Here is a 13,948-nt window from a genome sequence, read left to right as displayed (position 1 = left end):
TAATAGATTGGCTCATATTGTTACATTCATTCTGAATAGACTTCGCGAGTTTCTCCTCAGGAAACTCGCTTTTTTTTGCCTAAAATTCCGCTAATTAAGCCTTGATCATTTTTCCGGACTAATGAGGTAAACCTTGATCATGCTTCTTGGATTCATTCCAGTGTAATGAACGCATCAACGCAACATGTGATTCGATTAAGCTATGGGCTTGTTCCTGCCACTTGTTTTGATCACACTGCTGATTACAAAACTCTAACGCCACAACGGTGAGATGCTGAAGTCGTCTCAAACACCAATCTTTGATCAGAATATCAGTCGAGACTTGGCATGCTGCTTGTTCAAGCTTTGCACTCGTATAAAGCAAGGTTTGATATGCTTTCTGAGGGTCTTGGTAGCTTGCATGTTGAAACACGCGTAAACATCCATCCAACCAGCAAGCAATCGCTTTACTTTGAAGAGCACTCAATTCGGGTCCAAACACGTCATCAGGCACCTGATATAAGATCGTTTCCAATTTTTCTACTTGATCATGTTTCCGCTGTTCGTACCACGTTGCGATTTGATCTTGCCAAGTACTCAAGTCCATTACGCTGCCTCGGTCCATTGTTTTACATAGTGATTTGGCCCTATTTGATCAAATTCGTCGACAATTATGCTGCTACGTTGACGAATTTCATCGGCATCTATCGAATAGTTTGGTTCATTTTTCACTAAGTTACCAAAAGGTAAGTCAGGATCAGGAACGGCAGAAATCAACAGCTTAGTATAAGGATGCTGCGGATTCTTAAGTATTGAATGAGTGTCGCCCCATTCAACGATTTGCCCTTTGTACATTACTGCGGTTTCTTCCGCGATGTAGTGCGCAGTCGCCAGATCATGAGTGATGTATAAAAAACCAATTCCCAGTTCTTGCTTCATTCGTTGCATTAAATTCAACACTCCCAAGCGAATAGAAACATCCAGCATAGACGTAGGCTCATCCGCAAGAATGATTTGCGAACCTACCGCTAAAGCCCTTGCTAAGTTTACTCGCTGACGTTGCCCACCACTGAGTTCGTGAGGGAACTTATTCAATGTCTCTTCAGGTAGTTCCACCAGCTTTAGAAGCTCTTCCAAGCGGGCTGGGATGTCGCGCTCGTTTTTGACTTGTTTATGAATTTTTAAAGGACGTGTTAGGTGATGGCGAATGGTATGAGTTGGATTGAGAGAGCCAAACGGATCTTGAAACACCATTTGTACTTTACTGCGATATTCTTGTAGAGCCGATCGTGACGTGATCTCATTTATGTCAGTGCCATTGAAAAGGATCTCGCCTTCCGTTGCAGGATAGACTTTGGTTATTAAGCGAGCGCAAGTACTCTTACCGCAGCCTGATTCTCCAACCAAAGCCAAGGTTTTTCCTGCGTACAGATCAAAAGTCACTCCTTGAAGCGCACGAAAGGTTTCCTCTTTCGCTAAACCACCGCCCACTTTGAATTCTTTAATCACATTTTTCATTTGGATGATAGGTTGGCTCATGGTTACGCTCCTTGTAACTCTGGTTGTTTGTGGACGTCATGGATGTTTGGGAAAGAAGCCCATAGCTTTTGCGTGTAAGGGTGTTGAGGATGATTGCGTATATCGTATGCTCGATTGACTTCGACGATTTCTCCGTGACGCATGATTGCAATTCGATCACATAGTTGGCTCATGAGTGCCAGGTCATGAGTGATAAAGAGGACTGAAAAACCGAACTCATCTCTAAGCTGATAAATTTGCTGTAAAATTTCTCGCTGTACCACTACATCTAATGCTGTTGTGGGCTCATCCATAATGATCAGTTTTGGATTTAGAGACAAAGCAATGGCTATCACCAACCGCTGACGCATTCCTCCTGAAAATTGATGAGGATATTCTGCTAAGCGTTCTCGAGGAATATTGACCAAGTCCAACAACTTTTCTGCTCTATCTTTTGCTTGAGCGTTAGTGAGGCCTTGATGATGTCGTAACACATCTGCAAATTGCTCTTGTATCGTTAAGACAGGGTTGAGTGAGTTCATCGCGCTCTGGAACACCATGGCGATTTCACTCCACCTTAGAGCGGTCAGTTCAGAGTCTGAGATACTAAGGATATCTTTGCCATCAAACCATATTTTACCGCCAGAAATGAACGCTGGCGGCTTATGAAGACGATTTATTGAGAATGCAATTGTGCTTTTACCACATCCAGATTCACCGGCAAGACCAAATACTTCGCCTTTGCCGATATCAAAGCTGACGGACTTTACCGCATTAAAATCACCATTATCAGTGATGTAATCGACGCACAAATCTCGGATCTGGATGACCGGGTCATTGTGGTATGCATGACTTAAGTTAATACCATCCATATAAACACCTAACCAATCTAAAAGATAATTATTATCATTATCAGGTGTGGCGGTTTTTAGAAAGTATCAAACCATGAATCAGTGAAGTGACTCGAAAGTTAGGTGAAACAGGAAGTGGTGTAATGCGTCGTTGATAAAACTAAAGAAGAGCAGAATTGAGAGCTAGATCAGCACACTTTTCGTAGGGGGAATTACTCAAATTTAATCGTAAATTTGTCCCTTGGCAAAACTTAAATGATGAATCTATTAAGGAGTTAACGAAAGGGCGGGAGGGGTCACATTTCCCTACAGTTTTTCTTACCACCTTGTTCCGGTTTTGCTATAGATTACGCATCGAAAACATGGTGTGTTCGGAGGAAATATGTCCATTAATTCTATCGACCATGACGAGATGACCAACATCGCTCACAAATGGGAATTACCTGATGAGGAAACCGTTGTGAAGCCAGAGAAAACAGTGAAATCAGCAGAAGCCAGAAGACGCATTGAAGCGTTACGTGAGATCCGTGAAAGTGGGTTGACCATTGAAGAAGCAAGGGAGCTTGGCTTGATACACTGATCGCCTCAGGTTGGTTTAGCAACCCATAGGGTAGTCGACGGACTGCCCTTTTTATTTTTTCACTCTATTACTCTCTTATTCAAAACCTCCATTTATCCGTCTTGCGCCTCAAAAGCACGAGTTTCACACTCACGTCCCGTCCCGAAGAAGTTTGACAATCTGACCTTGTGTTACTAGATATATCAGTAGCGATATGCTTTTTGTTGATTATCGCAACCACAAAGCAAGGAGCGCAAGTATGGTTGATCAAATCCTTTTTTATGAGCCCGATGAGCCCCACGGTTTTCTCTCAAATTTTTGCCATGCCCCAGTCAATATCTCCTCCCAAACTTGGCCCACCAGCGAACATTATTACCAAGCCCAAAAGTTTCTCGATGCTCAGTTGCAAAGTAAAATTCAGCACGCAAGCACCCCTGATGAAGCGTTTGCTTTAAGCCGTAAATACGAACACTTTGTCAGAAGCGATTGGGACGATATAAAGTTGGCTGTTATGGCTTTCATCGTTAGGGAAAAGTTTCTACAAAATCCACCATTAGCGCAGCAATTAATGAGAACGGGTAACGCTTGCCTAACAGAGCATTCTCATAAAGATGCCTTTTGGGGAGACGGGGGAGATGGTAAAGGAGAAAATCATCTAGGAGAGATTCTGATGAATGTTCGAGCAGAGCTGAGACATGTTGAGCCTTACAATCTCGTGAAGTTTATCGATAAAGCCAAATTGCCCACCCAGTGGGGCACATTTATGATGTACGGCTTTATTGAAGCCGCGACAAATAAAGAGCATCTTGCTCTGGTCTATGGCGAGCCAACAAAAAGTGCAGCACCACTTATTCGGTTGCATTCGGAGTGTCTTACCGGAGATGCTCTATTTAGCACGCGTTGTGACTGTGGTTTTCAGCTTAATAGAGCGCTACAAAACATCGTCAAAGAGGGATGTGGCGTGCTGCTTTATTTACGTCAAGAAGGGCGTGGAATCGGCTTGATTAATAAAATTCGTGCCTATCACTTACAAGATGATGGCGCAGATACCGTGGAAGCAAATGAGCGTTTAGGTTTTGCCGCTGATATGCGTGATTACGCGTTCTGTAAAGGAATGCTAGAGCATTTGGGGATTGACGCTGTGCGTCTAATGACGAATAACCCACGCAAGCTCGCCGCCTTAAAAGCGGTTGATATTAACGTCATTGAACGAGTGCCATTACAAGAAGGGAATAACCCAAGTAATCAACATTACCTGCAAACCAAGGCGAGTAAATTGGGGCACATGTTTGATCCTAAGTTTGTTAACCACACTAAGTAAGTGCTACAGATTTTACAGAAACAAAAACGCCAACGTATCATCGTTGGCGTTTTTGTTAATGATTTGATTCATTGATACTTTTGAATGATTTCATCAATTTCCCCTGAGGTTTTTAATTCAACGAGTCGTGTATTAATGTAATTTTGAGTTTCTGGTTGCATTTGAGGTGAAAAAGCTAGGTAGATTGAGTAGTCAGGAATAACCGAGCTGAAAGGCTGTATCTGAAAATTCTCTAACGGCAAATTGAGTCGCTTTAAGTTGTAAAGGACTCGGGATTCCATCTCGACAAAAGCTGTATCTCCAGGGGTTCGGCTTATCACTCGGTATGCGGCGCTGTAGTCTTTCACACGCATTTCATTGACACTGCCATTTTCAAAGAACGGTGTTAAATTTGGATAATCAAACCCCAGCAGTAATACAATAGAACGACCATGCATCGTATCCATATTTTTGAATTCTAAAGGCTTCTCGCTACTAGACACCAGTACATGTTTTACAGTGTAAATGGGCTCCTCAGATAAATTTTCCGATTGCACCTTGCCCCAGTTCGGGCTGCCATAAGTTAACCAGTTTGGCTCAGCGCCTTCTTCCAATATGGAAATCATACGTTTAAATGGATAAGTATGATAATTCACTTGGTAATCCGACTCCGCGAAGATAGCGCTGACGATATCGGTCACAATCCCTGAGTGCATTTGTCCCTGTTGTTCAATTTGAAATGGTCGAGCTTGTTCAGCAATGACGTAATAGTTCACTTGATTTGCGGTCACATGAGAACTTACAACAATTAAGCTAAAAGCCAATCTAAGTAGAAGTCTTTTCATCGTATCCTCGATTATTATTTGTGCGTAGCTATATTTAGAGTAGCGCAAGTTTATCGGAGCGGTTTCATATGGATGAAAAAGAGCGATCTCAACGTCGTTTTAGTATCGGCAACCAACTTATGTTGGCGGTATTAACGTTGAGTTTAATCTTTACGGTCATCATTTCTACAGTGAGCTTATATCGAGTTTTTCACGAAGATTTAGCCCATTTAGATGTTGAATTAAAGCAGGTTGAGTCTAGCTATTTATCGAGCTTTTCTGCGAGTTTGTGGGTAGAGGATAGGGAGCTGTTGCTGACACAAGCTCAAGGTGCAATGCGTATGCCCTCGGTGGACTACTTACGTATTGCTAGTGAAGACGAAGTTATCATTGAATTAGGTTCGGCGCTTTCTGAGGATGTTGTCGAGAGAAGCTGGCCGATGCAGTATCGGGTCGGCGATAAAACGTATGATCTCGCGATATTAACGGTTCAATCGGATCTTAGCGCGATATATGAAGATCTTTGGCAGCAGTTCTTTTTTCTACTTACGACAGAAGCGATCAAAATTCTTGTCCTCATCATTGGTGTTCTTTGGGTGGCGTTTCGCTTGTTGGTCAATCCGTTACAATTGCTGTCTGGTGCGGTGAGCGATTTTCGTGGCGGTACAGTGCCGAGTAAAGTGACTCTCCCTAAACGATGGTGCTTTGATGAAGTGAGTGTTTTGGCAGAGAAATACAACCGAAGTGTTGAGAAAGTGAAAGAGCACCAGACTGAGTTAGAGGCTGAACGCGATAGGGCAGAAGTCGCTAATCGTAAGAAAAGTGAGTTTCTTGCCACTATGAGTCATGAGATCCGCACACCGATGAATGGCATTATTGGTGTGTCGTCGTTGCTCAATGACACCGACCTCGATCCCCAACAAAAAGAGTTTGTAGAGATCATTGACAGTTCTTCTCACTCACTAATGACGATCATCGACGACATTTTGGACTTCTCTAAAGTTGAAGCTGGCAAAGTAGAGCTAGAATACACGAGCTATGATCTTCGCGAGCTACTTGACGATGTCATCAGTTTACATAGTGTCAAAGCCAAGCAGAAAAACTTACAGCTGCTCAGCGATATTGATCCTCACTTGCCAACGGAAGTGCAAGGTGATGCCACACGATTGAAACAAGTTCTGAACAATTTGTTGAGCAACGCGATTAAATTTACCGAGCGCGGCCATGTGAAGCTTCTTGTAGCGTTATCTCGACTTGATGGAGAGACCGCTCATATCCGGTTTCGAGTTGTGGATTCTGGTATTGGTATTGCGAAAGAGCACCAACAAGCAATCTTCGAACGCTTCCAACAAGCTGATGGTAGTACCACCAGAAAGTATGGTGGGACAGGGCTTGGTTTGGCGATAGCTGCACAGTTGGTTAACTTGATGGGAGGGGAAATACAACTAACAAGTGAGCTTGGGCTGGGAAGCTGTTTTGAATTTTCGATTCCTGTTGCTGTAATAAATGCGCAATCGACCTATACCGACCAACTTAATGTATTAGATTTCCGGAAAGCGGAAGACAACGAAATCAGCCCTCAAGATAATGATAAACCTTGGGTATTGGTTGTTGAAGATACCATCGTCAATCAGAAGGTAGTTCGCATCATGTTAGAAAAACTGGGTGTGCGAGTGAGTGTCGCCAACCATGGCGAAGAAGCATTGCAGCTGTGTGATCAGCAGCCTTTCGATTTGATTTTTATGGACTGCCAAATGCCTGTGATGGATGGGTTTATTGCTACGGAGCGAATTCGAAAAATGGGAGAGTGGGGGAAACACGTTCCAATTATTGCGCTAAGTGCCAATGTCATTAAAGAGGATCAGCAACATTGCTTCGATGTCGGGATGAACGAGTTCGTGGCTAAACCCGTTACCAAGACTCGATTACAACAAATATTCGAACAGCATTTACCAAAAGCACTGAAAATCAGCGCTGTGCCTAAATAGTTAACTTGAAATCGATCAAGTTAAGTGCGTTTCTATTCTGTAATTGTAACTCTGTGTGATATAGTGCCCGGCTAGTATTTAAAGTACCTTGAGGCTGTGAATGTCGTTTAATCTATCCCTATTGCCGCCTGACGAAAAAAACAAAATCGAACTGGATAAGCAGGCGTCGTTTTTGGTTTGGAAGCTCAGAGAGGCCAAATCTGGTCCTGAAGCAATAGAAGAACAGTTGTCCAAGATTAACGATGCTGATGAAAAGGCGTTTTTCCAGCAATCGGTCGAAAAGTACAAACGAGTAATGGGTGTCGCTTAACGCGAACCGTGGCAATGGTTCAATCCAATGCGACGAATGAGGTAACCTCCCTATTCCTTTGCTAAGCGAAATTGAAAAGGTTTCGCTTTTTGCTAAAATCCTTCGCATTAAATTTGAATTTAGAGAGACATCCCGATGGGAAGAAGTTTTGAAGTGCGCAAAGCCTCTATGGCGAAAACTGCAGGCGCGAAAATTAAAGTTTATTCCAAATACGGTAAAGAAATTTACATGTGCGCGAAAAACGGTGGTGGTGATCCAGACATGAACTTGTCTTTGAAACACCTGATCGCAAAAGCGAAAAAAGACCAAGTTCCTGCGCACGTTATCGATAAAGCGATCGACAAAGCGAACGGTGGCGGTGGTGAAGACTACACTCCTGCACGTTACGAAGGCTTCGGCCCTGGCGGTACTAGCGTTATCGTTGACTGTCTAACAGACAACGGCAACCGTACTTTCCAAGATGTACGCCAATGCTTTGTGAAAGTCGGTGCGAAAATTGGTGTTGAGGGCTCGGTTTCTCACATGTTCGACCACCAAGCGGTATTCCAGTTCAAAGGCGACGATGATGAAATCATCCTAGAAACGCTAATGATGGAAGACGTAGACGTTACTGACGTTGAGCTGGAAGACGGTGTTATCACTGTATTCGCACCTCACACAGAATTCTTCAAAACAAAAACTGCGCTTAACGGTGCATTCCCAGATCTAACGATCGATGTTGAAGAAATCACATTCGTTCCGCAAACTCATACGCCTGTATCGGGTGAAGATGCTGAGAAGTTCCAGAAATTCCTAGATCTTCTAGATGACTGTGATGATGTTCAGCAGGTTTACCACAACGCAGAGCTGTAATTAATTCGCTCATATCGTTGTAAAAAGGCTTCTTCAGGGAAGCCTTTTTTGATCGCTTTTTCTCAAGCAGAGCTATACGTTACGATATTTGGAATAACACAGCGACATGATTACACCAAAACAGATACCTTGAGTTAGCATCGCCGTGCCGCCATAGCTAAAGAAGGGAAGTGGGCTACCCATTACTGGCAACAAGCCACTCACCATGCCCGTATTGATAAAAGCATACAGAAAAAAGCTCATCGCTAATGCGCCACTTACCAGCCGACTAAAAAAGTGGTCAGACTGACATGCAAGCAACATAACGCGTGCAGTAATAAACAAGTACAATGCGAGTAAGACTAAACTGCCAACAAAGCCCCATTCTTCCGCATAGGTCGAAAAAATAAAGTCCGTATGACTTTCTGGAATAAACCCAAGTGTTCCTTGCGTAGCATTCATCCAACCTTTGCCTTTCATACCGCCTGAGCCAATCGCAATCAAAGATTGGATGATTTGGTAACCCGAACCCAGTGGATCGGACTCAGGGTGCAAGAACTGTGTTACACGGCTCTTTTGATAGGTTTCCATAACGAAGAACCATAAAATAGGTGCTAACGTTAAAATGCTCGCAATAAACCCGCAGATTATTTTCCAGCTCATGCCAGCCAAAAACAAAACGAACAATGCATAAATGACGGTAAAAACTGCACCGTCTAAATCCGGTTGTAGCGCGATTAACCCGGCAGGAATCATTGTAATAAGTAAGCAAAGCGCAATTTTCCGACTGTCTGGTCGACCTCCTTCAATATGCAGCATCCAGGCGATCATGATTGGAATGGAAAGTTTGATTAGCTCAGACGGTTGAAAGCGGAAGAAGCCGATATCGAGCCAACGTTGAGAGCCATTGGTGCTATCACCAAATAAAGCGACAGCAAGTAGTAGCGCAACCGCAATAATGTAGAGATATGGAGCTGAGCGCTGATAGCTGGACGCTGGAATCGAGGACATGACCAAGATACAAACTAATGTCAGTCCGCAGCGCGCCAAATGTTTGAAGAGCATCGCCTCATTAAAGCTACTGGCACTCCAGAGAGTGAGCGAACTTAACAGCATGATCGGAATGATCGCCATGAGTAGTGGCAAATCAACTCTTGGGAAATAACGCTTATTCATTTTCAACGACCTAATAACGCACCTATTTTGAGTGCGAAAACAACTAAAACTCGAAGAGTTCAAACTATTCCGATGCTAAGAATCTCGATTTGGAAACAACAGACACCATGCAAAGGTGTGTAAGAAAGGAGAGTGCGACACTGTCTGTTATGGGTAGCTGTGGGATGGATAAATACACTAGCCTCAGATTTTAAGCCAGTGTTTTTATTGTTACTGCCGTAAAAATGTAGCGTTACGAATGAACGGAATTGTATTTTCTGTTTAAGTGAATGTCATTCATCCTCTCTCAATACCATTCACTCCGCATAATTGCCATTGGTCGCATGCAAAAGCAGCGTGCGATCTTCTCCCTTAATCTCAAACCATCAAATCACGTTCAACTAAGGACAGTACATGATGGTTTCTCAATCTCGCTCAATCAAAGCTCTTAAACTGGCAAGTACGTTTATCGCCGCATTTGCACTCAGCAGCAATCTGGCTCTGGCTAACCCAAGCGAGCGCACACTCAGTCAATTCAACCAAGCGGCGCAGGGTGACTCTGGTTTAGTTGATACCGTTTACGGCGAATTATCCAAACAACTTGAAGAGCAGGGCGCAACGCCGGTGACCTTGGTGTATTTAGGTAGTGCTGAAACGTTGCAAGGTCGTGAGGCGTTTATGCCTTGGAACAAGATGAAGTTCACCGAGCGCGGTCTTGCCACAATCCAAAAAGGTTTGGATCTAATGGCGAATCAGCCAGTACCACTGCAAGATCAACAACGCTTACAAGGTTTGCCGGAATATCAACTAGCCACCGCTATGGCAGCCACCACCTTTACTTCTCTACCTGACATGTTCAATCACTTTGAGCGTGGCTACGAGCTGTACCTTTCTCTGCTCGATGAACCGAGTTTTAGCCAGCAACCTTTCGCGGCTACTTCGTGGATTTATCGCTACGCCATTGAAGCTGCATTGCGCGCTGAAGATGTTCAACAAGCCAAAACATGGTTAGCGCAAATGGAGCAATTGGGTGACAGCAATCTAGAAACGCAAACCGCGAAAGCGCTGTTAGCGAAATATTAGGGAGGCGTCATGATCGTTTTTAATCAACTTAGCCGCGATTACGCCCTTGGCAGCCAAACGGTGCATGCATTGCGAGATGTGTCTGGTGAAGTGTTTGCGGGCGAAATGGTGGCATTATGCGGACCGTCTGGTTCAGGTAAAAGCACCCTACTTAACGTGCTTGGCATGCTGGATACTCAATACCAAGGTCAGGTGACATTTGCCGGTAGCCCATACCCAACCGGACAAATGCAGGCTGCGAAAATGCGCCGTGAAAAGCTTGGCTTTGTGTTCCAAAAATTCAACCTTGTTCCCGTGATGACGGCACTAGAGAACGTGGCGTATCCGCTACATCTCAATGGCTTTTCAAAAGTAGAACAAACCGAGCTCGCCACACAAATGTTAGAGCACGTTGGCTTAGGCGAGTTTATTCATCACATGCCAGACAACCTATCAGGCGGCCAGCAGCAGCGTGTGGCAATTGCACGCGCCTTAGTGCACAAACCGGCATTGGTGATTGCCGATGAGCCAACCGCAAGTCTTGATAGCCAAACTGCCAACAAGGTCATCGACATTATGAAAGGGCTCGGACACGAGCTTGGCACCACTTTTATCGTCGCTACACACGACCCTCGTATGGCATCTCGCTGCGATCGAACCATTGAGTTGGTGGATGGCAAAATCACCCAAACGCACGCGAGTGTGGAGGAGGTTTCATGGGCAAGCTAATTCCTGTTTCGGTTCGCCTTGCTTGGTTGAATCTGCAACGCAATCGCCGCCGCAGTTTATTGTCGATGCTGATCATCGCCATTGCGGTGTTTGCGTTAACCAGTGCGGGTGGTTTTGGTCTTTACACCTACGACAGTTTGAAAGAATCGACAGCACGTGACACGGGGCATCTGACGTTAACCACGCCGGGTTATTTCGCCAAAGAAGAAGAGATGCCGCTGAGTAACGGTTTAACTCATGCCGACGACATCACCAAGCAATTGATTGGGTTGAATGAAGTGCGAGGTGTGCAGCCTCGAGTTGAGTTCAGTGGCTTGATTTCCAACGGCAACAAGTCGTCGATCTTTATCGGTATTGGCGTTAACGAACGCGAATTCGATATGAAAGGACCGTTTTTAGACGTACGTGAAGGGCAGACGCTGTCCAACATTCATGCATCGCGTTATGACCCAGCAGAGCCAGAAGTGATGCTTGGCGTTGATTTGGCGAACAACTTAAGCGTACACGTTGGCGATTGGATTACCTTGCTGGCGACCACAACCGACGGTGCATTGAACGCGTATGACTTCAAAGTACGTGGCATCTACTCAACCGGCGTACCTGAGCTTGATAAACGCCAGTTGTATGTGCACATCAACAGCGCGCAATCGCTGCTCGGTTCAGACAAAGTCAGCGCGTTATCTGTCTTTCTGTTCGATACCAGTTTAACTAACCAAGTCGAGCAACAAGTGGCTTCGGTTCTGAGTAAACAAAAACAGAACTTTGGTGATCAAGATATTGAAATTACGCCTTGGCAAGAACGTGCGTTCTTTTATCTCAAAGTGAAAGATTTGTACGACCGTATCTTCGGCATCATGGGCGCAGTAATGGCACTGGTGGTATTTGTCGCGCTGTTTAACACCATGACCATGTCGGTAACGGAACGCACCCGTGAAATTGGCACCTTGTCAGCACTTGGTAGCTACCCTCGCGAAATTATTGCTGGGTTCTTGCGCGAAGCAGGGTTACTTGCCGTGATTGGCAGCTTAATCGGTGCTTTGTTTACGGCGCTAGTCACCGTCTTACTGATGGTTGTGGATGTGCAAATGCCGCCACCGCCAGGACGCACAGAAGGTTACCCATTAACGATTTACTTCTCTTGGGAGCTGGTAGCTATAGCAGGATTTGCAGTATTGATGATTTGTTTGGTTGCGGCGTTTTTCTCGGCACGCAAAGGGGTGAACAAGCCAATTACGGAGGCACTGATTTATGTTTAATTTCAAATCACTATTACCAATTGCATTGCTGATGGTAACTGGCGTTGCAAGCATGAATGTCAGTGCGAATGAAACAGCACTAGATGCACAGCAAGTTGCGCAATTGATTGAAAAAGCCGACAGCTACCGCTTGCAAGATGATTCCTCCAAAGTGGTGTCACTGGTGCGCTTATATCAAGACCAAGAGTTAGATAAAACCCGCCTTTACCACGTGTACACGCGTCCAAATCGTGAATCGCTGGTGGTGTTCAAATCAGCAGTCGAAGCTGGGCAAAAGATGCTGATGATGGGCGACAACTACTGGCTGCAAATGCCAAAGAGCCGCCGTCCGATTCGCATTACGCCAATGCAGAAGCTGCTTGGTGAAGCGTCTATCGGCGACATCTCAACCCTGACGTGGAGCCAAGATTATCAAGGTGAATGGAAAGCGACAGAAACCGTCGCTGTGAACGGAGAAAGTGTCGCGGCTTATCACCTTGCCTTAACCGCGAAAACCAAAGGGGCGAGTTATCAGAAGATCGACTTATGGTTGTCTGAGCAAGATGCATTTCCAATCAAAGCCGATCTCTACTTGCGCTCTGGCAAACTCGCCAAGCAAGCGCAATACGGACGTGCAAGCGATAACGGTGAAGACTACGTCAGTGAGATGACCTTGCTTGATAGCATTCAGCCGAGCAAAAAGACCGTTATCGAGTATCAAGAGATCGTGCCTTGGCAGCTGGACAACAAGTTCTACAACCCAAGCTATTTGCCGAAAGCCAATACGACTCAGCTTTAGCCTGAACTCCTTAAATAGAACCATGAAAACGAGCAAGGAAGTCACATGAAATCGCACCAGCCTAACCTTAACAAAAGCACCAGTTTGTTGATTGCTGCGTCGTTGTGTGTGGGCGCAGCAGCCCCAGTTTTTGCCAATGATGAGCTGAGTTTTGAGTGGGATTGGGCTGTCAGTTACGAAACTGCCAAGCAGCGTGACAGCGCATTTATGCAGGCGCAGGGCAGTTCTCGTGATTCACTTAATGCACTGTTGGATGTGCAAGTGAACTATCAAAACTTCAGTGGCTTGTTTGCTCTGTACAGCCAAGGTTTGTACCTCAATCAACAAGGAGAGAGTGAGTGGTGGAGTGAAGCTGATAACCAACTGCTGATTCGTGAACTGGCTTGGCTAGGGGAGTGGCAAGTCGGTGATACCACTCTTGATGTGAGTTTGGGTAAGTTGCGCGTGGATTGGGGCGTGGGTTATGGCTACCGACCTTTGGATCTGTTTAAGCCTTATCGACAAAATCCTGTAGGCTTAGTCGCAGAAGAGGGCGCGGGTGTGTTTTCACTTTCACACTACGATATGTCAGGCGAATGGACCGTAATTGCGACGGACTCAAGCTGGGGGCAACAAGACCAAAGTGCACTTGATCAAGCCGCAGAGCAACAAGGTGTTGGTATTCGTCGTTATGCGCTGGTGGGTGATACCGAGTATCAACTTATTGGTTATTACGATGATGTGCGCCGAGGTTTGCTTGGCGCCAGTGCCATTGCTGTGTGGGATGAATCCATCGCCATGCACGGTTCCATGCTGTGGCAAAAGCAAA

General features: G+C 45.1%; 14 protein-coding genes and 1 pseudogene. 10 read left to right on the top strand and 5 right to left on the bottom strand.

Annotation, left to right across the window (positions count from 1 at the left end):
• Nucleotides 1–118: 118 nt before the first annotated feature.
• Genes IQR33_RS17615 through IQR33_RS17605 form a run of 3 tightly spaced genes read right to left on the bottom strand, consistent with a single transcriptional unit; the run spans nt 119 to nt 2,369 of the window.
• Nucleotides 119–586: a transcriptional regulator gene (locus tag IQR33_RS17615; RefSeq protein ID WP_193843890.1), complete on the bottom strand. Its 468-nt coding sequence runs from the start codon at nt 584–586 to the stop codon at nt 119–121.
• Nucleotides 586–1,518, bottom strand: a complete 933-nt coding sequence (locus IQR33_RS17610; protein WP_017821873.1) for an ATP-binding cassette domain-containing protein — start codon at nt 1,516–1,518, stop codon at nt 586–588. The genes IQR33_RS17615 and IQR33_RS17610 overlap by 1 nt, the downstream gene beginning before the upstream one ends.
• Before the next feature lie 2 nt (nt 1,519–1,520).
• A complete protein-coding gene (locus tag IQR33_RS17605; protein ID WP_005374497.1) occupies nt 1,521–2,369 on the bottom strand; it encodes an ABC transporter ATP-binding protein in 849 nt (282 codons plus the stop codon).
• A gap of 361 nt (nt 2,370–2,730) precedes the next feature.
• Between IQR33_RS17605 and IQR33_RS17600 the strand changes: the two genes are divergently transcribed.
• Both IQR33_RS17600 and ribA read left to right on the top strand, forming a co-directional pair.
• Nucleotides 2,731–2,928, top strand: a complete 198-nt coding sequence (locus IQR33_RS17600; protein ID WP_005374493.1) for a PA3496 family putative envelope integrity protein — start codon at nt 2,731–2,733, stop codon at nt 2,926–2,928.
• Nucleotides 2,929–3,166: 238 nt separating this feature from the next.
• Nucleotides 3,167–4,228, top strand: a complete 1,062-nt coding sequence (ribA, locus tag IQR33_RS17595; protein WP_017635221.1) for a GTP cyclohydrolase II — start codon at nt 3,167–3,169, stop codon at nt 4,226–4,228.
• Nucleotides 4,229–4,296: 68 nt separating this feature from the next.
• Here the strand turns inward: ribA and IQR33_RS17590 are convergent, their stop codons facing one another.
• Complete coding sequence (locus IQR33_RS17590) at nt 4,297–5,052, bottom strand: substrate-binding periplasmic protein (protein ID WP_193843889.1); 756 nt, start codon at nt 5,050–5,052, stop codon at nt 4,297–4,299.
• Nucleotides 5,053–5,120: 68 nt separating this feature from the next.
• Between IQR33_RS17590 and IQR33_RS17585 the strand changes: the two genes are divergently transcribed.
• The 3 genes from IQR33_RS17585 (at nt 5,121) to IQR33_RS17575 (ending at nt 8,181) form a co-directional block, all read left to right on the top strand.
• Nucleotides 5,121–7,019, top strand: coding sequence for an ATP-binding protein (locus IQR33_RS17585; RefSeq protein WP_042522309.1), 1,899 nt, complete (start codon nt 5,121–5,123; stop codon nt 7,017–7,019).
• A gap of 100 nt (nt 7,020–7,119) precedes the next feature.
• Entirely contained in the window at nt 7,120–7,329 is a 210-nt protein-coding gene (locus IQR33_RS17580) for a DUF3283 family protein (protein ID WP_005374484.1), read from the top strand.
• Nucleotides 7,330–7,464: 135 nt separating this feature from the next.
• The gene (locus IQR33_RS17575) at nt 7,465–8,181 is read left to right on the top strand and encodes a YebC/PmpR family DNA-binding transcriptional regulator (RefSeq protein ID WP_005374482.1); all 717 of its coding nucleotides are present in this window, start codon (nt 7,465–7,467) and stop codon (nt 8,179–8,181) included.
• A gap of 72 nt (nt 8,182–8,253) precedes the next feature.
• On the opposite strand, the gene rodA is transcribed toward IQR33_RS17575, so the two are convergent.
• Entirely contained in the window at nt 8,254–9,336 is a 1,083-nt protein-coding gene (rodA, locus tag IQR33_RS17570) for a rod shape-determining protein RodA (RefSeq protein ID WP_193837817.1), read from the bottom strand.
• Nucleotides 9,337–9,729: 393 nt separating this feature from the next.
• Between rodA and IQR33_RS17565 the strand changes: the two genes are divergently transcribed.
• The 5 genes and pseudogenes from IQR33_RS17565 to IQR33_RS33400 form a co-directional block, all read left to right on the top strand.
• On the top strand, nt 9,730–10,398 hold the full coding sequence (locus IQR33_RS17565) for a hypothetical protein (protein ID WP_193837818.1): 669 nt from the start codon (nt 9,730–9,732) through the stop codon (nt 10,396–10,398).
• Nucleotides 10,399–10,407: 9 nt separating this feature from the next.
• Entirely contained in the window at nt 10,408–11,106 is a 699-nt protein-coding gene (locus IQR33_RS17560; RefSeq protein WP_193837819.1) for an ABC transporter ATP-binding protein, read from the top strand.
• Nucleotides 11,094–12,362, top strand: coding sequence for an ABC transporter permease (locus tag IQR33_RS17555; RefSeq protein WP_050932314.1), 1,269 nt, complete (start codon nt 11,094–11,096; stop codon nt 12,360–12,362). The genes IQR33_RS17560 and IQR33_RS17555 overlap by 13 nt, the downstream gene beginning before the upstream one ends.
• A complete protein-coding gene (locus IQR33_RS17550) occupies nt 12,355–13,140 on the top strand; it encodes an outer membrane lipoprotein-sorting protein (protein WP_193837820.1) in 786 nt (261 codons plus the stop codon). Before IQR33_RS17555 ends, IQR33_RS17550 begins: the two co-directional genes overlap by 8 nt.
• Before the next feature lie 45 nt (nt 13,141–13,185).
• Nucleotides 13,186–13,948: pseudogene (locus IQR33_RS33400) on the top strand (hypothetical protein); the annotation flags it as partial.

The organism is Vibrio sp. OPT46 (assembly GCF_015163535.1).
Lineage (GTDB): Bacteria > Pseudomonadota > Gammaproteobacteria > Enterobacterales > Vibrionaceae > Vibrio > Vibrio alginolyticus.
Note: the sequence above shows the minus strand (reverse complement) of the source record. Positions and strands in the feature narration are given on the sequence as shown.

What these genes read in the sequence shown, in the direction of transcription:
- IQR33_RS17605 (WP_005374497.1), bottom strand. Translation starts at nt 2,369, where the DNA reads ATGGATGGTATTAACTTAAGTCATGCATACCACAATGACCCGGTCATC.
- IQR33_RS17600 (WP_005374493.1), top strand. Translation starts at nt 2,731, where the DNA reads ATGTCCATTAATTCTATCGACCATGACGAGATGACCAACATCGCTCAC.
- IQR33_RS17580 (WP_005374484.1), top strand. Translation starts at nt 7,120, where the DNA reads ATGTCGTTTAATCTATCCCTATTGCCGCCTGACGAAAAAAACAAAATC.
- ribA (WP_017635221.1), top strand. Translation starts at nt 3,167, where the DNA reads ATGGTTGATCAAATCCTTTTTTATGAGCCCGATGAGCCCCACGGTTTT.
- IQR33_RS17575 (WP_005374482.1), top strand. Translation starts at nt 7,465, where the DNA reads ATGGGAAGAAGTTTTGAAGTGCGCAAAGCCTCTATGGCGAAAACTGCA.
- rodA (WP_193837817.1), bottom strand. Translation starts at nt 9,336, where the DNA reads ATGAATAAGCGTTATTTCCCAAGAGTTGATTTGCCACTACTCATGGCG.
- IQR33_RS17560 (WP_193837819.1), top strand. Translation starts at nt 10,408, where the DNA reads ATGATCGTTTTTAATCAACTTAGCCGCGATTACGCCCTTGGCAGCCAA.
- IQR33_RS17550 (WP_193837820.1), top strand. Translation starts at nt 12,355, where the DNA reads ATGTTTAATTTCAAATCACTATTACCAATTGCATTGCTGATGGTAACT.
- IQR33_RS17585 (WP_042522309.1), top strand. Translation starts at nt 5,121, where the DNA reads ATGGATGAAAAAGAGCGATCTCAACGTCGTTTTAGTATCGGCAACCAA.
- IQR33_RS17615 (WP_193843890.1), bottom strand. Translation starts at nt 586, where the DNA reads ATGGACTTGAGTACTTGGCAAGATCAAATCGCAACGTGGTACGAACAG.
- IQR33_RS17565 (WP_193837818.1), top strand. Translation starts at nt 9,730, where the DNA reads ATGATGGTTTCTCAATCTCGCTCAATCAAAGCTCTTAAACTGGCAAGT.
- IQR33_RS17555 (WP_050932314.1), top strand. Translation starts at nt 11,094, where the DNA reads ATGGGCAAGCTAATTCCTGTTTCGGTTCGCCTTGCTTGGTTGAATCTG.
- IQR33_RS17610 (WP_017821873.1), bottom strand. Translation starts at nt 1,518, where the DNA reads ATGAGCCAACCTATCATCCAAATGAAAAATGTGATTAAAGAATTCAAA.
- IQR33_RS17590 (WP_193843889.1), bottom strand. Translation starts at nt 5,052, where the DNA reads ATGAAAAGACTTCTACTTAGATTGGCTTTTAGCTTAATTGTTGTAAGT.